Below are 23858 nucleotides of genomic sequence, written 5' to 3'. Positions count from 1 at the left end.
TGTCTTGAAAGACCGGGCAGAGAAAAAAAGCCCCGCGGATTTGCGGGGCTTCGAGTTGAGGAAATAAGAGAGCACAACCTCCTAGAGGCCGAGTGCTTCCTCAGGTGTGACGTACTCCAGATCGTGGGCTTCAGCCACAGGAGCACAGGTCACCTTGCCAAAGGCTGTGTTCAGGCCTTCGCGCAGATGCTTGTCATCTGCAACGGCCTGTTTGTAGCCCTTGTTCGCCAATGCAATTGCATAGGGCAGTGTGGCGTTGTTCAGCGCGATGGTCGAGGTGCGCGCGACAGCACCCGGCATGTTGGCCACGCAGTAGTGGACGATGCCGTCAACGTCATAGGTCGGGTCCTGGTGTGTGGTGGCTTTGGAGGTTTCAAAGCAGCCACCCTGGTCAATGGCAATGTCGACCAGTACGGAACCGGGGCGCATTTTGTTGATCAGTTCACGGGTCACCAGCTTCGGTGCGGAGGCTCCGGGAACCAGAACGGCACCGATGACCAGATCAGCATCGGAAACGTATTTCTCGATGGCTTCCTGTGTGGAGTAGATGGCTTTCATCTTGTTGCCATAGAGAGTGTTCAGTTCGTCCAGACGTTTGGTGGAGCGGTCAAGAACAGTGACCTCTGCTTCCAGACCCATGGCCATGCGCGCGGCATGTGTGCCGGAAACACCGCCCCCGATAATCACAACCTTGCCCGGTGCAACACCCGGAACGCCACCGAGCAGGACACCGGCTCCGCCGTGCGCCTTGTGCAGGGCGTTTGCGCCAACGTGAACGGAAATACGGCCGGCAACCTCGGACATGGGGCGCAGCAGGGGCAGACCGCCGTTGTTGTCTGTGACCGTCTCGTAGGCAATGGCCACGCAGCCGGATTTCAGCAGGCCGTGTGTTTGTGGCGCGTCGGGTGCAAGGTGCAGATAGGTAAAGAGCAACTGGCCTTCGCGCAGTTGTGTGTATTCGCTTTCCTGTGGTTCCTTCACCTTCACGATCATGTCGGCAGAGGCGAAGATTTCGGAAGGTGTCGCAGCAATGCTGGCACCAACAGCCTTGTAGTCCGCGTCGGAAAAACCGATGCCGGCACCCGCATTGGTCTCGACAACCACCTGGTGACCGTGGTGGATCAGTTCGCGTACGGAAGACGGGATCAGACCCACGCGATATTCGTGGTTTTTGATTTCTTTTGGAACACCAATCAGCATTTCTTTGGTCCTGATGTTATCAAGTGAACCCGGGGCTGGAGGGCAACCGCCGGGCTGGATTTGAGTTGAGTCTGCCCATGCTGCCCCCGAGAGGGAGCAGCCGGACAGAAGTGAAATCTGGTTTTGATCAACCCTGGTTTTGATCTACCAGTGGCACAGGAAGAAAAGCTGTCCTGAGCCCCGAAAGGAGGCTTAGTCGAGTTCGTTCAGGACACCCTGGAGTGTCTCGACCATCTGATCGATTTCGGCCTCGGAAATAATAAAGGGCGGTGACAGGGCAATGACATCGCCGGAGACGCGGATCAGAAGACCCTTGTCGATACATTTGCGGAAGACTTCATAGGCACGCGCGCCCGGAGCTCCCGGACGGCTTTCCAGCTCAATGGCACCGACGAGACCCATGTTCCGGATATCGATCACGTGTTTGGTGCCCTTCAGGCTGTGGACCGCCTCTTCAAGTTTCGGGGAAAGGGCCTTTGCACGTTCAAAAAGTCCTTCCTCCAGATAGAGGTCCAGAGTTGCCATCGCAGCAGCAGCAGCAACCGGGTGTGCAGAGTAGGTGTAGCCGTGGAACAGCTCGATGGAGCTGCTGTCATCCTTGTTTGCCGCATCAATGAAGGCATCATAGATGCCGCCACGACAGATGACGGCAGACATTGGAATGGTCCCGCTGGTCAGGCCCTTCGCACAGGTGATCATGTCCGGCTTCACGCCAAAGGTCTTGGTGGCAAAGCTCTCGCCAGTTCGACCGAAACCGGTGATCACCTCATCAAAGATCAGCAGGATGCCGTATTTGTCACAGATGGCGCGCAGGCGTTCCAGATAACCCTTTGGCGGAACGAGGACACCAGTGGAGCCGGCCATGGGCTCAACGATGACGGCAGCAATTGTGGAAGGATCGTGCAGGGCGCAGATGCGTTCCAGATCATCGGCGAGGTGTGCACCCCACTCGGGCTGACCCTTGCTGAAGGCATTGTGTTCCGGATTGTGGGTGTGGCAGAGGTGATCCACACCTGTGAGCATGGAACCAAAGACATTGCGGTTCTTGACCATGCCGCCGACGGAGATGCCGCCGAAGCCGACACCGTGATAGCCGCGCTCACGACCGATCAGGCGGGTGCGGTGGCCTTCGCCTCTGGCACGGTGATAGGCGAGGGCAATCTTCAGGGCTGTATCAGCGGCCTCGGAACCGGAGTTGGCAAAGAAAACCTGCTCGAAGCCGTCCAGCATACCGGTGATGCGGTTGGCGAGCTCAAAGGCAATCGGGTTGCCGACCTGGAAAGGCGGGGCGTAATCCAGCGTGCTGATGGCTTTTGTGACAGCTTCTGTGATGCGTGGCTGGCAGTGACCGACGTTACAGCACCACAGGCCAGAGGAGCCATCCATGACCTTGCGGCCATCTGTTGTGGTGTAATACATGCCTTGGGCAGAGGAAAACAGTACCGGATCGCTTTTGAAATGGCGGTTGTAGGTAAAGGGCATCCAGTGCGAATCAAGGTTGTTCGGTGTGGTTTGCAGAACTTGATCAAGGCTCTCGCTAATGGGCTTCATGAAGACCTCCTGTTCAGGGACTTTTTGTTGTTATTCGTTCATGTCATGCATGCTGTTTCGAGAGTTGAATTGGCGGCCGCCTCAGGAACTCTCAAAAAAGACACTATCTGATAATTAAAATTGACGGAAGGGGCTTTTCTCTGGCACTCGGACGCGCAAAATGTTTAGTCTGTTAAGTATTCTAAACGCCTCTTTTGACTTTCTACTGATTGCAAGAGCTTTGGTGTTTACAGAACAGTGAATCTTTTTTGGATTTTTTCGACTTTTTTTGAGGAAACCCGACGTTATGAGCCATGAGAATCTGCCCGTAATGGAGCTGGAAGAGGACGATTTTGACCTGGGGGCGCGCCTCAAGGCGCTCCGTTTCATGGCGGGATTGTCCCAGCGGGAACTTGCAAAGAGGGCCGGGGTCTCCAATGCCGTGATCTCGCTGATCGAGCAAAACAAGAGCAGCCCTTCTGTCGGCGTTCTCAAAAAGGTTCTGGCAGGGATACCGGTTTCGGTCTCGGATTTCTTTTCGGAAGAGCTGGTGACGCGCGAAAAGGTATTCTTCCGTTCCGAGGAGCTGACAGAGATCGGGTCCGGGCAGATTTCCTACAAGCAGCTCGGGAAGGATCTCAGGGGCAAGGAGTTGCAGATTCTGCACGAGCATCTCCAGCCCGGTGCGGATACCGGTGAGACACTCCTGCGCCATGAATCAGTCGAGGCCGGTGTTGTGATCCGGGGCTCGATCGAGGTGACTGTCGGGGACCAGCGCAAGGTGCTTCACGCGGGCGATGCCTTCTATTTCGACAGCCGTATTCCGCACCGCTGGCGCAATGTTGGCGAGGACGTCGTGGAAATTGTCTCCGCCACCACTCCACCAAGTTTCTGAGGGAACCACGCAAATGTGATGGGAGGCTCCTTGCCGGGCGGGGTATAAATTCCTGTCTGACACGAAAACCGGATGGGTTTGTTCGAGGGGGAGAAATGAAACTGTTACGTCTGTATCTTTTGGCGCTGGCTGCCGCGTGGTCTCTTGCCGTAGTTCCTGCGCATGCAGATCAGGGCTATCCCGGTGACGGGATGGTCGTGCTTGAAACGGAAAAGACTTTCAAACAGCTGGTTGAGGATCTGCGTGCTTCCATCAGGGCGGAGAACATGCTGCTGGTCACGCGGGCCAGTGCGAGTGCCGGAGCGCGCGGGCGCGGTATTACCATTCCGGGCAACATGGTTGTTGGCGTGTTCCGCAATGACTATGCGTTGCGCATGCTGGAGGCATCTGTGCCTGCGGGGATCGAAGCTCCTGTCCGCTTCTATCTGACAGAGGAGGCGGATGGCACTGCAACGCTGACCTATCGCAAGCCCTCTGCTGTTTTTGCGCCCTATGGGTCCGAACAGCTGGATGTCATGGCCAGGGAGCTGGACATTGTTTTCAGTGACATTGCCAGAGGGGCTGTCCGATAGGCTCTGCAGGCTGACGGGATGCAAAAAAAGGCCGGGGTGTTTCCCGGCCTTTTTTCTGTCACGGACCAAACTGATTATGTATCGGCACCGCGTGCTGTTTCATAAAGGGCAACGGCGGCTGCGGCAGAGACGTTCAGGACGCTGAAGACTTCGGATGTTGGCAGCTTGACCAGCATGTCACAGTGTTCGCGGGTCAGACGGCGCAGGCCGGAGCCTTCCGCGCCCATGATCAGGGCGATCTTGCCGTGCGCGGGGAGGGCGTCCGAAAGGTTCTTTTCGCCTTCACCAGCCAGGCCATAGACCCAGAAACCGGCGCGCTTGAGTTGCTCGATACCGCGTACAAGGTTCGGGACGCCAACATAGGGAACGACCTCCAGCGCGCCGGAGGCTGTCTTGGCCAGTGTTCCTGTTGGCGGGGCGGCCTTGCGGTCTGTAGTGATCACGGCGCGCGCATTGAAAGCGGCAGCAGAACGCAGGATCGCGCCGACGTTGTGGGGATCGGTAACCTGGTCAAGGACGAGCACGACTGTGCGGCCTTCCCCGTCATCACCAGCCTTGTTGCGGGCACGGTCTTCCAGTTCGATCTCGCTGACGACATCTTCCAGATAGGTTTCCTCCAGCGGAGAGACGAGGGCTGCGATTCCCTGGTGAACGACACCTTCGGGCAGCAGGGCCGAGATGTCATCACGGCTCATGCGCTCCATGCCGGGCAGGTCCAGCTCGGAATATTCCAGCACCATGTTGATGGTGTCCTCGTGGTGGCTGGCCGCTTCGTCTGTAATGATGATGCGCTGGATAATCCGCTTCGGGTTCTGCATGGCAGACAGAACAGCATGCACGCCAAAGAGCCAGTGTTCGCGATTGGCTGAACCTTCCGAACGTCCGGAGCGATTCTTGTTGCCGGATTTTTTAAAACGCTTGGGGCGGGCCATGCCTGCTCCTCCTTGTTGCCGTCTTTAAAAGAGGACGCCTTTGAAAGATTAGCAGATTCTCCTGCGATTCCCTGAGCGATTCTCTTTCGTGTTGATCTCTTGAGGCTCTCTTTACTCCTGCTGAAACGATGGAAAAACCTTATTTCTTGAAAAAAAACAGGATTCGGATAAATTTTCTCTTCTCAGGGCGTTGACAGCGCGGAAAAAATGTCGATATTGGCGAACAGCGTCGCAGGGCGGAAGGCCAGCGGGGCTGACAAACAGATCGAAATTCTTTCTGCTTTATCAGTCTCTTAGTTAATCGCACTGTAACGTTTTGCTCTGCGGACCTCGATGGAGGGATGCCCGAGTGGCTAAAGGGGGCGGACTGTAAATCCGCTGGCTATGCCTACGTTGGTTCGAATCCAACTCCCTCCACCATCCGCTGCAGCAAGAAGGTTGATGCAACGGGGTTATCGAAATTTCGCGGCAACGTTAGTGCGGGTGTAGCTTAGTGGTAAAGCCCTAGCCTTCCAAGCTAGTTATGCGGGTTCGATTCCCGCCACCCGCTCCATAATTCGTAAGGCTCGCAATTGTCTGGTTGCGGGCTTTTTTTGTTTATTAGGCTCCAGGTGATCTGGCGGCAGAGTTGTCTGCCGAAGCTGTAAGAGGCGATCATGGCTAAGGAAAAGTTTGAGCGGACGAAACCGCACTGTAACGTAGGCACCATTGGTCACGTTGACCACGGTAAGACAACACTGACTGCAGCTATCACGAAGGTGCTGGCTGAGACCCAGGGTAAGGAAGGCACGAAGTTCGAGGACATCGACAAGGCGCCTGAAGAGCGTGCACGTGGTATCACGATTTCCACAGCTCACGTTGAGTACGAGACAGACAACCGTCACTATGCTCACGTTGACTGTCCTGGTCACGCTGACTACGTGAAGAACATGATCACCGGTGCAGCCCAGATGGATGGTGCGATTCTGGTTGTGAACGCGGCTGATGGCCCCATGCCACAGACCCGTGAGCACATCCTGCTTGCACGTCAGGTTGGTGTTCCTGCTCTGGTTGTTTTCCTGAACAAGGTTGACCAGGTTGATGACGAAGAGCTGCTCGAGCTGGTTGAAATGGAAATCCGCGAGCTGCTGTCCGACTACGACTTCCCTGGCGACGATATTCCGATTGTAGCGGGTTCTGCCCTTGCTGCGATGGAAGGCCGTGATGCGAACATCGGTTCCGAGAAGATCCTCGAGCTGATGGCTGCTGTTGACGAGTACATCCCGACACCGGATCGTCCTGTTGACCAGGACTTCCTGATGCCGATCGAGGACGTGTTCTCCATTTCCGGTCGCGGTACAGTTGTGACCGGCCGTGTTGAGACCGGTATCGTGAAGGTTGGTGAGGAAATCGAGATCGTTGGTATCCGTGACACTCAGAAAACCACCTGTACAGGTGTTGAAATGTTCCGCAAGCTTCTGGACCAGGGCCAGGCTGGCGACAACATCGGTGCTCTTCTGCGTGGTGTTGGCCGTGAAGACGTTGAGCGTGGTCAGGTTCTGGCGAAGCCGGGTTCCATCACACCGCACACACACTTCTCTGCTGAGTGCTACATCCTGACGAAGGAAGAGGGTGGTCGTCACACACCATTCTTCGGCAACTACCGTCCACAGTTCTACTTCCGTACCACAGACGTAACCGGTGTTGTTACTCTGGAAGAAGGCACTGAAATGGTCATGCCTGGCGACAACGTGAAGATCAACGTTGAGCTGATCGCTCCGATCGCCATGGACAAGGGTCTACGTTTCGCGATCCGTGAAGGTGGTCGTACTGTTGGTGCCGGCGTCGTTGGCGACATCAGCAAGTAATCGATGAGGTGAGGCCTGTCTCAGTGACGGGCCTCATTGCCTGATTTGAGAAAAGAATCCCAAAAAGTTATTCTTTCTTGAAATTAGGCATTGCCTGCGGGTTGGGGGTTTGCTAATAACCCCTCGTCCACAGGGAAAGCGGACGAAAAAAAGAAAGCAAAAACAATTGCCTCTCTTTTTCAGTCGCTGAACTCTGCACTGGAGGAGAATAGCTCAATTGGTAGAGCACCGGTCTCCAAAACCGGGGGTTGTGGGTTCGAGTCCCTCTTCTCCTGCCAAACGCGGCCCAGCAGTTTTGCTGGGCTTTGTTTTATCCGGACGGCATCAAATTTCGCCCTTTGCCTGACAAGGGGCTTTGCAGGGTGGTGCGCTGGCGATATAGTCTGTTCCGAAATCGAATGGTAGGGACCACCGGCTGCGCGGCATCTGGCGTCCGCTTAGATAGAATTGAAGGCGAAGAATGGCAAAAACCAATCCAGGTCAGTTTGTGCGGGAAGTCCGTCAGGAGCTGGCAAAGGTAACATGGCCCACACGCAAGGAAACCCTCGTGACAACAGCGATGGTTTTCGTGATGGTTACATTTATTGCAACGTTCTTCTTCCTCGTCGACCAGCTGCTGTCTGTCGGGGTCGAAGCTATTCTTGGTCTGGGAGCCTGATATCATGTCCAAAATGCGCTGGTATGTGATCAACGTACACTCCGGTTTCGAGAAGAAGGTCGCTGAATCCATTCGCGAACAGGCTGCCAAAAAAGGCATGGAAGAAGCCTTTGAGGAAATCCTGGTTCCAACCGAAGAGGTTGTCGAGGTCCGCGGTGGCAAGAAGATCAACAGCGAACGCAAGTTCTTCCCGGGTTATGTTCTGGTCCGTATGCAGATGACAGACGACACCTGGCACCTTGTGAAGGATACGCCGAAGGTTACGGACTTCCTTGGCGGGCAGGGGCGTCCTCTGCCGATTTCCCAGAGAGAGGCTGACCGTATTCTCCAGCAGGTTCAGGAAGGCGTCGAGCGTCCGAAGGCTGCTGTGACCTTTGAGGTCGGCGAGACTGTTCGTGTCAGCGATGGGCCCTTTGCCTCTTTCAATGGTGTTGTTGAAGAGGTTGACGAGGTTCACAGCCGCCTGAAGGTGGCGGTCTCCATCTTTGGCCGTTCCACACCGGTCGAGCTGGAATACGCCCAGGTCGAGAAACAGTAAGGACTCTTTTTCGAGTCCTTCGCATATTTCTCTTGCTTTTTTCTGTGAGCGGTCGCATTGTGCGGCCGCTCGCTGCTTGCGGGCTTTTTGCGCGTGCGTGAAAGGTCCTGCAGTTCGAGCCGGGATTTTCCCGTCTTTCTTCTGCGGTAGGTCTGCCATGGCCAGACCGCAGCCCAACTTTTTTAAAGGGTATACAAATGGCAAAGAAAATTGAGGGCTACATCAAGCTCGAAATTCCTGCCGGTGCTGCGAACCCGTCGCCACCTGTAGGTCCTGCGCTGGGTCAGCGCGGTCTGAACATCATGGAATTCTGTAAGGCGTTCAACGCCGCGACACAGGAAATGGAAAAGAACACTCCGATTCCTGTTGTTATTACAGCCTATTCCGACCGTTCCTTCACATTCGTAACCAAGACACCTCCTGCGTCTTACTTCCTGAAGAAAGCTGCAAAGCTTCCAAAGGGCAGCCAGACACCAGGTAAGGGTTTCGTTGGTTCTGTGACAATGGACCAGGTTCGTGAGATCGCGGAATCCAAAATGGCTGACCTCAACGCCTATGACGTTGACGCTGCTGCACAAATGATTGCGGGCACTGCTCGCTCCATGGGTCTGGAAGTGAAAGGTTAAGCGTTATGGCGAAAAAATCTAAGCGCATGACTGGGGCTTACGCGGAAATCGACCGCAACGCTCTGTACTCCGTTGATGAAGCTGTGAAGATGGTAAAGGATCGTGCAAGCGCCAAGTTTGACGAGACTTTCGAAATCTCCATGAACCTCGGTGTTGACCCGCGTCACGCTGACCAGATCGTTCGTGGCGTTGTGGCTCTGCCACACGGCACAGGCAAGACTGTCCGCGTTGCTGTTTTTGCTCGCGATGCGAAAGCTGAAGAAGCGAAAGCTGCCGGTGCGGATGTTGTTGGTGCTGAAGACCTGATGGAATCCATCCAGGGCGGCAACCTCGATTTCGATCGTGTGATTGCTACTCCTGACATGATGGCTGTTGTCGGTCGTCTCGGCAAGGTTCTGGGTCCACGTGGCCTGATGCCAAACCCGAAACTCGGTACTGTTACTCCTGACGTCAAGGGCGCCATCGAGGCTGTCAAGGCTGGTCAGGTTGAATTCCGTGCCGAAAAGGCCGGTATCGTTCACGCCGGTATCGGCAAGCTGTCTTTCGAGGAAGGCAAACTGCTGGACAACGTGAAGGCTTTCGTTGATGCAATCAACAAGGCGAAGCCAACCGGCGCCAAAGGCACTTACGTCAAGCGTATCGCTCTGTCCTCTACAATGGGCCCGGGCGTGAAACTTGATGTTTCTTCCTTTTCTGCAGAATAAGGACTGTACTCGGTTCCTGTTTTGTTGTAAGAGACCTCCGGCGGACGATTCGTCGTCCGCCGTTGTCGCACCTGTTGGCTTTTGATTTTCATAATCTTTTGTCGGGGTGCAAACCTGTCCAAGACTGTTGGTGTTTCGGTCTGGATTTTCCGGATTGAGGCTTAATTCTTTTCAAGAGCCATCATAGACGGGAAGACTTGAGTTTTTTGATACCCGCGAGGGTAATCGGGCTTGAACTTTCCTATCAGGACAGGCGAACCGAACTTTCAGGTGTTTTTCGGAAGATCTGTAAGTTCTCGTGCTAACTTGATCCGACCTCCTTGGTTCGGGTCCAGCTGAGCGGAGTTTTCCGTGGATCGTACACAAAAAGAACAGCTGGTCGCGCAACTCAAAGAGACTTTTGAGGCATCCGGTCTGGTTGTTGTAACCCAACAAACCGGCCTGACTGTTTCCGAGGTTTCCGAGCTGCGTCGTAACGCCAAACAATCTGGCGCCGGCTTTAAAGTGGCGAAAAACCGGTTGGCTAAAATTGCTCTCGAAGGCACGAAGTTTGAGGCACTGGCACCGTACTTCAAGGGACCAACAGCGATTGCGTCCTCCGAAGATCCTATTGCGGCTGCAAAAGTGTGCGTCGAGTTCGCCAAAGAAAACGAAAAGCTGTCCATCGTTGGTGGTGTGATGGGTGATCAGGTTCTTGATGCAAACAGCATCAAGGCACTTGCTTCCCTTCCGTCTCTCGACGAACTGCGCGGCAAGATCGTCGGCGTGCTCCAGGCACCAGCTACAAAACTTGCTGGTGTTACTCAGGCTCCTGCTGGCCAACTGGCTCGCGTTTTCGCGGCCTATGGCAAGGGCTAAGCTGACTAGTCGTCTTATATATACAAACGTTCAAGCCTAGGAGATAAAATCATGGCTGATCTCGATAAACTGGTAGAAGAGCTGTCCAAGCTCACTGTTCTTGAAGCTGCTGAACTGGCTTCCAAACTGGAAGACCACTGGGGTGTTTCCGCTGCTGCTCCTGTTGCTGTTGCTGCCGTTGCTGGTGGTGACGCCGGTGCTGCCGGTGGCGCTGAGCAAACTGAATTTGACGTGATCCTGGCTTCTGCCGGTGAAAAGAAAATCAACGTCATCAAAGAAGTTCGCGGCATCACAGGTCTCGGCCTGAAAGAAGCCAAGGAACTGGTTGAAGGCGCTCCAAAGCCTGTCAAGGAAGGTGCTTCCAAAGACGAGGCTGAAGAGATCAAGAAGAAGCTGGAAGAAGCTGGCGCTACCGTTGAGCTCAAGTAATCTTGCTTGGGCCGCGTAAGCGGACTTTTGGAAACCCGGCCGGGGAACATCTTCGTGTGTTCGCCGCGCCGGGGTTCTGCGCCTTTGCAGGGTGGCGTTAAAAAGCCTGCAGGACAGGGGCTGGTTTCCAGGTTCTGTCTGAAGACCGAATAGCCCGTTTGTCACCGGTTTGTGGCGCAGTTTTTTTTGACGCACAACGGAAGACCTGCGGGATTTTATCAGATATAGTTTGGTGTTTTTGACATCAAACCCCAGAGGACGAGGACGTTACTGACATGGCGAGATCGTTTACGGGACGCAAGCGCATTCGCAAGGACTTCGGTCGCATTGCAGAAGTAGCCAGCATGCCCAACCTGATCGAGGTCCAGAAGGCTTCTTATGACCAGTTCCTCCAGGTCGGCCTTGATGCCGCCCAGAGAGCGACAGCTGGTTTGCAGGAAACTTTCGAATCTGTTTTCCCGATCAAGGATTTCTCGGATAGATCCGAGCTGCAATTCCTGCGCTACGAACTGGAAACACCAAAATTTGACGTAGAAGAATGCCAGCAACGTGGCATCACCTACGCCGCGCCCCTGAAAGTTACTCTTCGCCTGGTTGTCTGGGATGTTGACGAGGACACCGGTGCCCGCTCCATCCGCGATATCAAGGAACAGGACGTCTACATGGGCGACCTGCCCCTGATGACAAAGCACGGTACCTTCGTCGTGAACGGCACAGAGCGTGTGATCGTCTCTCAGATGCACCGTAGCCCGGGTGTCTTCTTTGACCACGACCGTGGCAAGACACATTCTTCCGGCAAATTCCTTTTTGCTTCACGCGTGATCCCTTACCGTGGTTCCTGGCTGGACTTCGAGTTCGATGCCAAGGATCTGCTGTATGTGCGTATCGACCGTCGCCGCAAGCTGCCTGCAACAACCCTGTTGCTGGCGCTCGATGATGCGGAGACCGCTGCCAAGCGCGCCGAGCTGGCTGGGAACGGCCAGAAGCTCGATCCGCAGGTTGGCACAGGCATGTCCAGTGAAGCGCTGCTGAACTACTTCTACGACACCATCCGCTACAAGAAATCCGGCAAGGGCTGGAAGAAGCCTTTCGACGGCGAGCGGATGAAAAACCAGAAGCTGATCACCAACCTGGTGGATGCGAAGTCTGGTGATGTTGTTGCTGAAGCCGGTTCCAAACTGACACCGCGCAAGATCCGCCAGCTGACTGAAGCCGGTCTTGCGGAAGTCTTCGTGGAAGCGGAAGAGGTGGTCGGGTCCTACATTGCGAACGACCTGATCAACGAAAGCACAGGCGAAGTTCTGTGTGAAGCCGGTGACGAGATCACTGAAGCGCTGCTGGCACAGATGCTGGAAGCGGGTCAGAAGGAAATCGTGATCCTCGGTATCGACCACGCAAACGTTGGTCCTTACCTGCGCAACACTCTGAACCTCGACAAGAACACAAACCGCGAAGAAGCTCTGATCGACATCTATCGCGTGATGCGTCCTGGTGAGCCGCCGACCCTTGAAGCGGCTGAAGCCATGTTCCAGGGTCTGTTCTTTGACTCCGAGCGCTATGACCTCTCTGCTGTTGGTCGCGTGAAGATGAATGCGCGCCTGAACGTTGAGGCGGATGACCAACTGCGCGTTCTGCGTCGTGAGGACATCCTCGAAATCGTTCGTCTTCTCTGCGACATGAAAGACGGTCGTGGCGAGATCGATGATATCGATCACCTTGGCAACCGTCGTGTTCGCTCTGTTGGCGAACTGATGGAAAACCAGTTCCGTGTTGGCCTGCTGCGTATGGAACGTGCGATCAAGGAGCGTATGGGATCTGTCGAGATCGACACTGTCATGCCGCATGACCTGATCAATGCGAAGCCTGTTGCTGCTGCTGTGCGCGAGTTCTTCGGTTCTTCCCAGCTGTCACAGTTCATGGACCAGACCAACCCGCTGTCGGAAATCACGCACAAGCGTCGTCTTTCCGCTCTCGGCCCTGGTGGTCTGACACGTGAGCGTGCGGGCTTCGAGGTTCGTGACGTTCACCCGACACACTATGGTCGTATCTGTCCGATTGAAACACCCGAGGGTCCGAACATCGGTCTGATCAACTCTCTGGCGACTTACGCGCGCGTCAACCCTTACGGCTTCATCGAAAGCCCGTATCGCAAGGTTGTCGATGGGATCGTAAGTGACGAGGTTGTTTACCTCAGCGCGATCGAGGAAGGCCGTTACACCGTGGCGGAAGCCAACGCTGCTCTGGATAGCGAGGGTCGCTTCCAGGAGGAGCTGGTTCCCTGTCGTCAGAACGGGGACTACGTTGTTGTCCGCCGTGAAGATATCCACCTTATCGACGTGTCTCCGAAACAGCTCGTGTCCGTTGCGGCAGCGCTCATTCCGTTCCTCGAGAACGATGACGCGAACCGCGCGCTGATGGGTTCGAACATGCAACGTCAGGCCGTTCCGCTTCTGAAAGCGGATGCACCTTACGTTGGTACCGGTATGGAGCACCGCGTTGCGAAGGACTCCGGTGTTGCGATCTCTGCCCGTCGTGGCGGTATCGTTGACCAGGTTGATGCAACGCGTGTCGTGATCCGTGTTTCTGATGATATCAAGACCGGTGAGGGTGCTGTTGACATCTACAACCTGCTGAAGTTCCAGCGTTCCAACCAGAACACCTGCATCAACCAGCGTCCGCTGGTGAAGGTGGGTGACCGCGTTGCACGTGGCGATATCATTGCTGATGGTCCTTCCACAGATCTGGGTGATCTTGCTCTGGGTCGTAACGTTCTCGTGGCCTTCATGCCTTGGAACGGTTACAACTTCGAGGATTCCATCCTGATTTCCGAGCGTATCGTTCGCGATGACGTCTTCACCTCGATCCACATCGAGGAATTCGAAGTCATGGCGCGTGACACCAAACTGGGTCAGGAAGAGATCACACGTGATATCCCGAACGTTGGTGAAGATGCCCTGCGCAACCTCGATGAAGCCGGTATGGTTTACATCGGTGCGGAAGTTCACCCGGGCGACATCCTGGTCGGCAAGGTGACACCGAAGGGCGAAAGCCCGATGACACCGGAAGAAAAGCTTCTGCGTGCGATCTTTGGTGAGAAGGCGTCTGACGTTCGTGACACATCCCTGCGTTTGCCTCCGGGTGTTGCGGGTACTGTTGTCGATGTTCGCGTCTTCTCCCGCCGTGGTGTTGAAAAGGACGAGCGTGAGCTTGCGATCGAGCGTCTGGAAATCGAACACCTTGCGAAAGACCGTGATGACGAGCGCGCTATTCTGGAGCGTTCCTTCTATGACCGCCTGCAATTCCTGATCTCCGGTCAGGTTGCTGTTTCCGGTCCGAAGGGCATGACAACAGGTGGCAAGATCAATGATGCTCTGCTGAGCGACTTCACCAGGGGTCAGTGGCGCCAGATCGCTGTCAAGGACGAAGGTGTTCAAACAGAAATCGAAGCGCTGAACAAGCAATTCGATGAGTCTATCGAAGAGCTGACAAAGCGCTTTGAAGACAAGGTCGACAAGCTGCAGCGCGGTGACGAACTGCTTCCCGGCGTGATGAAAATGGTCAAGGTCTTCGTTGCTGTGAAGCGCAAGCTGCAGCCGGGTGACAAGATGGCCGGTCGTCACGGAAACAAGGGTGTGATCTCCCGTATCATGCCTCTGGAAGACATGCCGTACACCGAAGACGGTACGCCGGTTGATATCGTTCTGAACCCGCTGGGTGTTCCGTCGCGTATGAACGTTGGTCAGATCCTTGAAACCCACCTGGGTTGGGCCTGCCGCGGTCTGGGCAACCAGATCGGTGATCTGGTGATGGATGCCCGCCGTGACGGCAACTACGAGCCTCTGCGCTCCAAGCTGCTGGATGTCTATGGTGAGGAAATCTACAACGAGGATGTTGTGGACATGTCCGAAGCCGAGATCGACGAGCTGGGTTACAACCTGCGCAACGGTGTTCCGATCGCAACGCCTGTCTTCGACGGTGCGCGCGAGCAGGACATCTGTGACATGCTGGAAAAAGCCGGTCTGGACCGCTCCGGTCAGGTTCGCCTGATCGATGGCCGTACCGGTGAGTACTTCGACCGCAATGTGACAGTGGGCTATATCTACATGCTCAAGCTGCACCACCTGGTCGACGACAAGATCCACGCGCGTTCCATTGGACCATACTCTCTCGTAACGCAGCAGCCGTTGGGTGGTAAGGCCCAGTTCGGTGGCCAGCGCTTCGGTGAGATGGAGGTCTGGGCCCTTGAAGCGTATGGCGCGGCCTATACACTTCAGGAGATGCTGACTGTTAAATCCGACGACGTTTCCGGTCGTACCAAGGTTTACGAGGCGATCGTCAAAGGTGATGAGAACTTCGAAGCGGGTATTCCGGAATCCTTCAACGTCCTGGTCAAGGAACTGCGTTCCCTCGGCCTGAACGTCGAGCTGGAGTCCAGCGAGTAACGGAACCTGAAAGGGGCGGGGGCCTTGCCCCCACCTTCACAGTCGGATTTTTAAAAGCAATCATTCTAGTCGGGAGATACCGATGTCCAACGAGTTGATGAACCTTTCAGGCCAGCCTACCGGCCCACAAAGCTTCGATCAGATTCGCATTTCCATTGCGAGCCCGGAGCGTATTCGGTCCTGGTCTTTCGGTGAAATCAAGAAACCGGAAACCATCAACTACCGTACCTTCAAGCCTGAGCGCGACGGCCTGTTCTGCGCCCGTATCTTCGGTCCTATCAAGGACTACGAGTGCTTGTGTGGTAAATACAAACGCATGAAGTACCGCGGCATCGTCTGCGAAAAGTGTGGTGTTGAAGTCACGCTTTCCAACGTCCGCCGCGAGCGCATGGGCCATATCGAGCTTGCAAGCCCGGTTGCCCACATCTGGTTCCTCAAGTCCCTGCCAAGCCGTATCGGTCTGCTGGCAGACATGACCCTGAAGGATCTGGAGAAGGTACTGTACTTCGAAAACTTCGTGGTGGTCGAGCCTGGCCTGACCCCGATGAAGCAACACCAGCTTCTGACCGAAGAAGAATACATGGATGCCCAGGATGAATACGGTGAGGATGCCTTCACTGCGAAAATCGGTGCGGAAGCGCTGAAAGACATCCTGTCCTCCATCGATCTGGAAGAAGAGCGCGACAACATCCGTTACGAGCTGAAGGAGACCAACTCCGAAGCCAAGCGCAAGAAATACGTCAAGCGTCTGAAGCTGATCGAAGCCTTCCTTGAATCCGGTGCGCGTCCGGAGTGGATGATCCTGGATGTTGTTCCTGTGATCCCGCCGGAACTGCGTCCTCTGGTTCCGCTGGATGGCGGCCGTTTTGCAACCTCCGACCTCAACGATCTCTATCGTCGTGTGATCAACCGTAACAACCGTCTGAAGCGTCTGATCGAACTGCGTGCTCCTGACATCATCGTCCGGAACGAGAAGCGTATGTTGCAGGAATCTGTTGACGCGCTGTTCGACAATGGTCGTCGCGGTCGTGTCATCACCGGTGCGAACAAGCGTCCGCTGAAGTCCCTGTCCGACATGCTCAAGGGCAAGCAGGGACGTTTCCGTCAGAACCTTCTTGGTAAGCGTGTTGACTATTCCGGTCGTTCCGTGATCGTGGTTGGCCCGGAGCTGAAGCTGCATCAGTGTGGTCTTCCCAAGAAGATGGCTCTGGAGCTGTTCAAGCCGTTCATCTACTCCAAGCTGGAACTTTACGGCATGGCCTCTACCATCAAGGCTGCGAAGCGCATGGTGGAAAAGGAACGTCCCGAGGTCTGGGATATTCTTGAAGAGGTGATCCGCGAGCACCCGGTTCTGCTGAACCGTGCGCCGACGCTGCACCGTCTTGGTATCCAGGCTTTCGAGCCCACACTGATCGAGGGTAAGGCGATCCAGCTGCACCCGCTGGTCTGTACTGCGTTTAACGCGGACTTTGATGGTGACCAGATGGCGGTTCACGTGCCGCTGTCTCTGGAAGCACAGCTTGAAGCCCGTGTTCTGATGATGTCCACAAACAACATCCTGTCACCGGCGAACGGCAAGCCGATTATCGTTCCGTCCCAGGATATCGTTCTGGGGATCTACTATCTGTCCATGGCAGATGAAGGTGCCAAGGGTGAGGGCATGGCCTTTGCCGACATGGACGAGATGGAGCACGCGATGAACGCGGGTGCTGTTTCCCTCCATGCAAAGATCAAGGCGCGTTATCACACTGTTGATGAAGATAACAATCCGGTAACCAGGATCGTTGAATCCACACCGGGTCGCATGCTTCTGGCTCAGCTGCTGCCAAGGCACCCGAAGATTTCCTTCGAACTGCTGAACCGCATTCTGACCAAGCGTGAAGTGTCCGAACTGATCGACGTTGTTTATCGTCACTGTGGTCAGAAAGAGACTGTGATCTTCTGTGACCGCATCATGAAGCTCGGTTTCACACATGCCTGTAAGGCCGGTATCTCCTTCGGTAAGGATGATATGCAGATCCCCGAGGCAAAAGCCGGCTTGATCGAGCAGGCCCAGGAGCAGGTCAAGGAGTTTGAACAGCAGTACCTTGATGGTCTGATCACCCGTGGTGAGAAGTACAACAAGGTGGTTGACGTTTGGGCCCAGTGTAACGACCGCGTGACAGAAGAGATGATGAAAGTCATCGGTGCCGGTCAGGGGCGTGACATTAACGCCGTTTACATGATGGCTCACTCCGGTGCGCGTGGTTCCACCGCCCAGATCCGTCAGCTGGCGGGTATGCGTGGTCTGATGGCGAAACCGTCCGGCGAGATTATCGAAACGCCGATTATCTCGAACTTCAAGGAAGGTCTGACCGTACTTGAGTACTTCAACTCCACCCACGGTGCCCGTAAGGGTCTTGCGGATACGGCGTTGAAGACTGCGAACTCCGGTTACCTGACACGCCGTCTGGTTGACGTTGCCCAGGACTGCATCATCACCGAGGAAGACTGCGGTACGGAAAAAGGCCTGAACATCGCTGCTGTTATCGACGGCGGTGAGGTGATTGCCTCCCTGTCCGAGCGTCTGCTGGGTCGTGTCCCTCATGAGGACATTGTTGACCAGGCATCCGGTGAAGTGATTGTCAAGGCTGGCGAGATCATCGTCGAGCGCGATCTGGACAAGCTGGAACGTGCAGGTCTGGACTCCATTCTGGTCCGCTCTCCGCTGACCTGTGAGGCCAAGACCGGTATCTGTTCCAAGTGTTATGGTCGTGACCTGGCTCGTGGTACACCTGTCAACATGGGTGAGGCCGTTGGTGTCATCGCTGCCCAGTCCATTGGTGAGCCTGGTACACAGCTGACCATGCGGACCTTCCACATCGGTGGTGCGGCGCAGGGTGGTTCCGAACAGTCTACTGTCGAGGCTCCACTGGACGGTACGATCTCCATCAAGAACCGCAACGTGGTTGTGAACTCCGAAGGTGTTCCGATTGCGATGAGCCGTAATCTCGAGATCGTTGTCCGTGACGAGAACAATCGCGAGCGTGCGCGTCACCGCATTCCTTACGGTTCCAAAATCCTCGTTGACGAGGGCGGAGCCTGCAAGAAAGGCCAGAAACTGGCCGAGTGGGATCCCTACACTGTTCCGATCATCACCGAGCGTGAGGGGGTTGCGAACTTCGTTGACCTCGTCGATGGCGTTTCCATGCGTGAAGTGACCGATGAGACAACAGGTATTGCAAGCCGTCAGGTGATTGACTGGAAACAGCAGCCGAAGGGCAGCGATCTGAAGCCTCGCATCACTCTGCGTGATGACGCCGGTGAAGTGATCACTCTCGAAAACGGCATGGAAGCCCGTTACTTCATGTCTGTTGGTGCGATCCTTTCCGTCCAGAACGGTGACAAGGTTCGAGCTGGTGATGTTCTGGCGCGTATTCCGCGTGAAGGGTCCAAGACCCGTGACATTACCGGTGGTCTGCCGCGTGTTGCCGAGCTGTTCGAGGCGCGCAAGCCAAAAGACTATGCGGTTATCGCCGAGCGTTCCGGCCGTATCGAGTTCGGCAAGGATTACAAGACCAAGCGCCGTATCGTGATCCGTCCGGATGAAGAGGGTGTCGAGCCGGCTGAATACCTGGTTCCTAAAGGCAAGCACATCTCCGTTCAGGAAGGTGACTTCATCGAGCGTGGTGATCTGCTGATCGAAGGCTCCCGCGTGCCGCACGATATCCTGGATGTTCTGGGTGTCGAGGCTCTGGCTGACTACCTCATCAACGAGATCCAGGGTGTCTATCGTCTGCAGGGTGTGAAGATCAACGACAAGCATATTGAAGTTGTGATCCGCCAGATGCTGCAGAAGATCGAAATCATGGATCCGGGCGACACCACCTTCCTGGTTGGTGAAAGTGCTGATCGTGAGGAGTTCTACGAAGAGAACGAAAAGGCTATCCGCCACGGTGGCCGCGTTGCACAGGGCCGTCCGGTTCTGCACGGTATCACCAAGGCATCCCTGCAGACCCGTTCCTTCATCTCTGCTGCATCGTTCCAGGAGACAACACGTGTCCTGACAGAGGCTGCGACACACGGCAAGGCTGATACACTGATCGGTCTGAAAGAGAACGTGATCGTTGGTCGTCTGATCCCTGCGGGTACCGGTGCTGTGATGAAGCGCATGAAGCATCTGGCCCAGTCCCGTGACGAGGCTCTGTCTGCTGCGGCTGATGCTGCTGCAATCGATGCGATTGACGCGATCGACACAAGCGCGGATGAGGTTCCTGCCGGCGAGTAATCGTCCCGGCAAGACTTCAGGCAAAACAGAAAAAGCCGGAGCATCTGCTCCGGCTTTTTGCGTGCCGGCCTGTTTCCGGACAGGGTGAGGCAGGAAGGGGAGGGCGAATCATCTGTTCCGATCACGTTCCCTGTTGTATGACGTCCCCGGGAAAACACAGTTCCCCTGTCTGAATGGGGCGAATTTCGTTCGGGACTCTTGCAAAATCCGGACAAAAAAGTCCGGATCTGGTCCGAAAGGACTTTTTTCCTGTCTGAAAGCCCTTCTTTTGCGTGGCTTTGCATTAAATTTACGTTGCAGGCTTGACGTCTGAAAAACACCCTCATAGTATGCGCCCAAATTTCTGGATGATCGCCCGCGTTCCGTGGGGGATTCTGTTTGCCTGCTTGCAGGTGTGCTGATATCAGAAGTTTCCACTTTTAAAGAACCTTTCCCAGTGCCCGTTAAGGCTACGGTCAAGACGGGTTCGAAACACAATGGCTATAGGATATCCTGATGCCCACAATTAACCAATTGATCCGCAAGCCTCGTCGTGCGACAGCTGCGCGGAACAACGTTCCAGCCCTCGAGGGCTGCCCTCAGAAGCGTGGTGTTTGTACACGCGTATACACAACAACACCTAAGAAGCCGAACTCGGCTCTTCGTAAGGTGGCACGTGTTCGTCTCACAAACGGCTACGAAGTGACATCCTACATCGGTGGTGAAGGTCACAACCTGCAAGAGCACTCTGTCGTGATGATCCGCGGCGGTCGTGTAAAAGACTTGCCGGGTGTTCGTTACCACACCATTCGCGGTACTCTGGATACCCAGGGTGTTAAAGATCGTCGTCAACGTCGTTCGCACTATGGTGCGAAGCGTCCTAAGTAAGGGAGAGCATAGAACATGTCTCGCCGCCATAGAGCTGAAAAACGCGATGTCCTGCCAGATCCGAAGTTTGGTGACGTCGTTCTGAGTAAATTCATGAACGTGCTGATGTACGACGGCAAAAAAGCTATCGCAGAACGTATCGTATACGGTGCCCTGGATCGCATCCAGTCCCGCAACGCTGACGTTCAGCCAGTTGAGCTGTTCCACTCTGCACTGGACAATGTAAAACCTGATCTGGAAGTTCGCTCCCGCCGTGTTGGTGGTGCCACCTACCAGGTTCCTGTTGAAGTTCGCGCTGATCGTGCGCAAGCTCTGGCCATCCGCTGGCTGATCGGTGCTGCACGCAAGCGTTCTGAAACCACCATGATTGACCGTCTGGCCAACGAGCTGAATGACGCGGCAAACAACCGTGGTGCTGCGGTCAAAAAGCGTGAGGACACTCACCGCATGGCCGAAGCCAACAAGGCTTTCTCTCACTACCGCTGGTAATCTCCCTGAAAGGTCTGCGTTATGTCTCGTACGACACCGCTTGATCGTTATCGCAACATCGGCATCATGGCTCACATCGATGCCGGTAAGACGACAACAACCGAGCGTATTCTCTTCTATACTGGTGTATCTCACAAGATTGGTGAGGTTCACGATGGTGCTGCTACTATGGACTGGATGGAGCAGGAGCAGGAGCGTGGTATTACCATCACCTCTGCTGCGACAACCTGTTTCTGGGGTGAGAACCGCATCAACATCATTGACACACCCGGTCACGTTGACTTCACCATTGAAGTCGAGCGTTCCCTGCGTGTTCTCGATGGTGCGGTAGCAGTATTCGACTCTGTTTCCGGTGTTGAGCCACAGTCCGAAACTGTATGGCGTCAGGCTGACAAATACGGCGTTCCGCGCATGTGTTTTGTCAACAAGATGGACCGTATGGGTGCTGACTTCTTCCGTTGTGTTGACATGTTCGTCAAGCGTCTGGATGCGAACCCGCTGGTTCTGCAAATTCCGATTGGCGCTGAAGCGGAATACAAAGGTGTTGTCGACCTGCTGAAAATGAAGGCGATCGTCTGGAACGACGAGAGCATGGGCGCCAACTACGACGAGGAAGAGATTCCTGCAGATCTGGTTGATCAGGCGAACGAATATCGTGAAAAGCTGATCGAAATGGCTGTCGAGCAGGACGAAGCAGCCATGGAAGCCTATCTGGAAGGTGACGAGCCTGATGTGGACACGCTGAAAGCGCTGATCCGCAAGGGTACAATCAACCTGTCCTTCGTTCCGGTTCTGAACGGTACAGCCTTCAAGAACAAGGGTGTTCAGCCTCTGCTGGATGCTGTTGTCGATTTCATGCCTTCTCCGCTGGACATCGAAGACGTCCAGGGCGTGAAGCCTGATTCCGAAGAAGAAGACAGCCGTGCGACATCTGATGATGCACCTGCTTCTGCGCTGGCGTTCAAGATCATGACTGACCCGTTCGTTGGTTCCCTGACCTTCGTGCGTGTTTATTCAGGTGTTCTGCAAACCGGTACATCCATCACCAACTCTGTCAAAGGCAAGAAAGAGCGTATCGGCCGCATGCTGCAGATGCACTCCAACAGTCGTGAGGACATCAAGGAAGCGCGCGCTGGTGACATCGTTGCGATTGCCGGTCTGAAAGACACAACAACAGGTGATACTCTCTGTGACAACCTCAAGCCGATCATTCTGGAGCGCATGGAGTTCCCGGATCCGGTTATCGAGGTTGCTGTTGAGCCGAAAACAAAGGCCGACCAGGAGAAAATGGGTGTTGCCCTGAACCGTCTGGCTGCAGAAGATCCGTCTTTCCGTGTGTCTTCTGATGGTGAAAGCGGTCAAACTGTGATCAAGGGTATGGGTGAGCTTCACCTCGACATCATCGTTGATCGCATGCGTCGTGAGTTCAAGGTTGATGCGAACGTTGGTGCGCCTCAGGTTGCGTACCGCGAGACCATTACCCAGCCGACCGAAATCGACTACACGCACAAGAAACAGTCCGGTGGTTCCGGTCAGTTCGCGCGTATCAAGCTTCAGTTCGAGCCTCTACAACCAGGTGAAGGCTTCCAGTTCGAAAGCAAGATCGTTGGTGGTTCGGTTCCGCGTGAATACATTCCAGGTGTTGAAAAAGGTCTGACGCAGTCCAACGATAACGGTGTTATCGCTGGCTTCCCGATGATCGATTACAAAGCCACTCTGGTTGATGGTGCCAGCCACGACGTTGACTCCTCCGTTCTGGCCTTCGAAATCGCTGCCAAAGGCGCTTTCCGCGAAGGTATTGCGAAGGGCTCTCCGGTTCTGCTGGAGCCGGTCATGAAAGTTGAAGTTGTTACTCCTGAAGAATACATGGGTGACATCATCGGCGATCTGAACTCCCGTCGTGGTCAAGTTCAGGGCATGGATGCTCGCGGTATCGCGCAAGTTATCAATGCCATGGTTCCACTGGCGAACATGTTTGGTTATGTGAACACCCTGCGTTCCATGTCTCAGGGCCGTGCACAGTACTCAATGGTCTTTGATCACTACGAGCAGGTACCGAAAGCGGTGGCTGACGAAGTGGTCTCCAAACTGGCCTAACTCGATAATTGATTACCATAAGGTGCCCGGGGTGTGCCCCGGGTTCCTGAAAACAGAAGGAGCTTTAGCTTATGGCTAAGGAAAAGTTTGAGCGGACGAAACCGCACTGTAACGTAGGCACCATTGGTCACGTTGACCACGGTAAGACAACACTGACTGCAGCTATCACGAAGGTGCTGGCTGAGACTCAGGGTAAGGAAGGCACGAAGTTCGAGGACATCGACAAGGCGCCTGAAGAGCGTGCACGTGGTATCACGATTTCCACAGCTCACGTTGAGTACGAGACAGACAACCGTCACTATGCTCACGTTGACTGTCCTGGTCACGCTGACTACGTGAAGAACATGATCACCGGTGCAGCCCAGATGGATGGTGCGATTCTGGTTGTGAACGCGGCTGATGGCCCCATGCCACAGACCCGTGAGCACATCCTGCTTGCACGTCAGGTTGGTGTTCCTGCTCTGGTTGTTTTCCTGAACAAGGTTGACCAGGTTGATGACGAAGAGCTGCTCGAGCTGGTTGAAATGGAAATCCGCGAGCTGCTGTCCGACTACGACTTCCCTGGCGACGATATTCCGATTGTAGCGGGTTCTGCCCTTGCTGCGATGGAAGGCCGTGATGCGAACATCGGTTCCGAGAAGATCCTCGAGCTGATGGCTGCTGTTGACGAGTACATCCCGACACCGGATCGTCCTGTTGACCAGGACTTCCTGATGCCGATCGAGGACGTGTTCTCCATTTCCGGTCGCGGTACAGTTGTGACCGGCCGTGTTGAGACCGGTATCGTGAAGGTTGGTGAGGAAATCGAGATCGTTGGTATCCGTGACACTCAGAAAACCACCTGTACAGGTGTTGAAATGTTCCGCAAGCTTCTGGACCAGGGCCAGGCTGGCGACAACATCGGTGC

At 55.0% G+C, this 23858-nt stretch carries 18 protein-coding genes and 3 tRNA genes; 18 read left to right on the top strand and 3 right to left on the bottom strand.

Annotated features, from left to right (window positions below; all coding sequences use genetic code 11):
• Positions 1–81: 81 nt before the first annotated feature.
• Both ald and aptA read right to left on the bottom strand, forming a co-directional pair.
• Complete coding sequence (gene ald, locus AAAH10_RS05505; protein ID WP_343561393.1) at positions 82–1200, bottom strand: alanine dehydrogenase; 1119 nt, start codon at positions 1198–1200, stop codon at positions 82–84.
• Positions 1201–1392: 192 nt separating this feature from the next.
• On the bottom strand, positions 1393–2751 hold the full coding sequence (gene aptA / locus AAAH10_RS05500) for an omega-aminotransferase AptA (protein WP_343561391.1): 1359 nt from the start codon (positions 2749–2751) through the stop codon (positions 1393–1395).
• A gap of 286 nt (positions 2752–3037) precedes the next feature.
• Between aptA and AAAH10_RS05495 the strand changes: the two genes are divergently transcribed.
• Positions 3038–3625 (top strand): cupin domain-containing protein, encoded by a 588-nt coding sequence (locus AAAH10_RS05495; protein WP_343561389.1) that lies wholly within the window; start codon positions 3038–3040, stop codon positions 3623–3625.
• A gap of 95 nt (positions 3626–3720) precedes the next feature.
• On the top strand, positions 3721–4197 hold the full coding sequence (locus AAAH10_RS05490) for a DUF302 domain-containing protein (RefSeq protein ID WP_343561388.1): 477 nt from the start codon (positions 3721–3723) through the stop codon (positions 4195–4197).
• A 74-nt stretch (positions 4198–4271) separates the two neighbouring features.
• Here the strand turns inward: AAAH10_RS05490 and rlmB are convergent, their stop codons facing one another.
• Positions 4272–5129, bottom strand: a complete 858-nt coding sequence (gene rlmB / locus AAAH10_RS05485; RefSeq protein ID WP_343561387.1) for a 23S rRNA (guanosine(2251)-2'-O)-methyltransferase RlmB — start codon at positions 5127–5129, stop codon at positions 4272–4274.
• Between the two features lie 335 nt (positions 5130–5464).
• Here rlmB and AAAH10_RS05480 point away from each other — a divergent pair.
• From AAAH10_RS05480 to tuf (AAAH10_RS05405), 16 genes are all read left to right on the top strand, one after another.
• Positions 5465–5549: transfer RNA gene (locus AAAH10_RS05480), tRNA-Tyr, on the top strand.
• 59 nt (positions 5550–5608) lie between these two features.
• Positions 5609–5682, top strand: a tRNA-Gly gene (locus AAAH10_RS05475).
• A 103-nt stretch (positions 5683–5785) separates the two neighbouring features.
• A complete protein-coding gene (gene tuf, locus AAAH10_RS05470) occupies positions 5786–6976 on the top strand; it encodes an elongation factor Tu (RefSeq protein ID WP_343561386.1) in 1191 nt (396 codons plus the stop codon).
• Between the two features lie 202 nt (positions 6977–7178).
• A tRNA-Trp gene (locus AAAH10_RS05465) sits at positions 7179–7254 on the top strand.
• A 182-nt stretch (positions 7255–7436) separates the two neighbouring features.
• Complete coding sequence (gene secE, locus AAAH10_RS05460) at positions 7437–7634, top strand: preprotein translocase subunit SecE (RefSeq protein WP_343561384.1); 198 nt, start codon at positions 7437–7439, stop codon at positions 7632–7634.
• 4 nt (positions 7635–7638) lie between these two features.
• Positions 7639–8172, top strand: a complete 534-nt coding sequence (gene nusG, locus AAAH10_RS05455) for a transcription termination/antitermination protein NusG (RefSeq protein ID WP_343561382.1) — start codon at positions 7639–7641, stop codon at positions 8170–8172.
• 197 nt (positions 8173–8369) lie between these two features.
• Positions 8370–8798: a 50S ribosomal protein L11 gene (gene rplK / locus AAAH10_RS05450; protein ID WP_343561380.1), complete on the top strand. Its 429-nt coding sequence runs from the start codon at positions 8370–8372 to the stop codon at positions 8796–8798.
• A 5-nt stretch (positions 8799–8803) separates the two neighbouring features.
• Positions 8804–9502 carry a 50S ribosomal protein L1 gene (gene rplA / locus AAAH10_RS05445; protein WP_343561376.1) on the top strand — a complete coding sequence of 233 codons (699 nt, stop codon included), beginning with the start codon at positions 8804–8806 and terminating at the stop codon, positions 9500–9502.
• A 351-nt stretch (positions 9503–9853) separates the two neighbouring features.
• Positions 9854–10360, top strand: a complete 507-nt coding sequence (rplJ, locus tag AAAH10_RS05440) for a 50S ribosomal protein L10 (protein WP_343561374.1) — start codon at positions 9854–9856, stop codon at positions 10358–10360.
• A 51-nt stretch (positions 10361–10411) separates the two neighbouring features.
• Positions 10412–10789 (top strand): 50S ribosomal protein L7/L12, encoded by a 378-nt coding sequence (gene rplL, locus AAAH10_RS05435; protein ID WP_343561372.1) that lies wholly within the window; start codon positions 10412–10414, stop codon positions 10787–10789.
• 275 nt (positions 10790–11064) lie between these two features.
• Entirely contained in the window at positions 11065–15231 is a 4167-nt protein-coding gene (gene rpoB, locus AAAH10_RS05430) for a DNA-directed RNA polymerase subunit beta (protein ID WP_343561370.1), read from the top strand.
• A gap of 82 nt (positions 15232–15313) precedes the next feature.
• Positions 15314–19498, top strand: coding sequence for a DNA-directed RNA polymerase subunit beta' (gene rpoC, locus AAAH10_RS05425; RefSeq protein ID WP_343561368.1), 4185 nt, complete (start codon positions 15314–15316; stop codon positions 19496–19498).
• A gap of 495 nt (positions 19499–19993) precedes the next feature.
• Positions 19994–20365, top strand: coding sequence for a 30S ribosomal protein S12 (rpsL, locus tag AAAH10_RS05420; RefSeq protein WP_343561366.1), 372 nt, complete (start codon positions 19994–19996; stop codon positions 20363–20365).
• Between the two features lie 15 nt (positions 20366–20380).
• Complete coding sequence (rpsG, locus tag AAAH10_RS05415; protein WP_343561364.1) at positions 20381–20854, top strand: 30S ribosomal protein S7; 474 nt, start codon at positions 20381–20383, stop codon at positions 20852–20854.
• A 21-nt stretch (positions 20855–20875) separates the two neighbouring features.
• Entirely contained in the window at positions 20876–22951 is a 2076-nt protein-coding gene (fusA, locus tag AAAH10_RS05410; RefSeq protein WP_343561362.1) for an elongation factor G, read from the top strand.
• A gap of 71 nt (positions 22952–23022) precedes the next feature.
• The coding region (gene tuf / locus AAAH10_RS05405; RefSeq protein WP_343561360.1) for an elongation factor Tu at positions 23023–23858 on the top strand (836 nt) is incomplete at its 3' end.

It is taken from the genome of Carbonatibacter coralli (assembly GCF_039592655.1).
GTDB lineage: Bacteria > Pseudomonadota > Alphaproteobacteria > Kiloniellales > Kiloniellaceae > Carbonatibacter > Carbonatibacter coralli.
The sequence above is the reverse complement of the archived record's forward strand: the minus strand, read 5'-3'. Positions and strand labels throughout refer to the sequence as shown.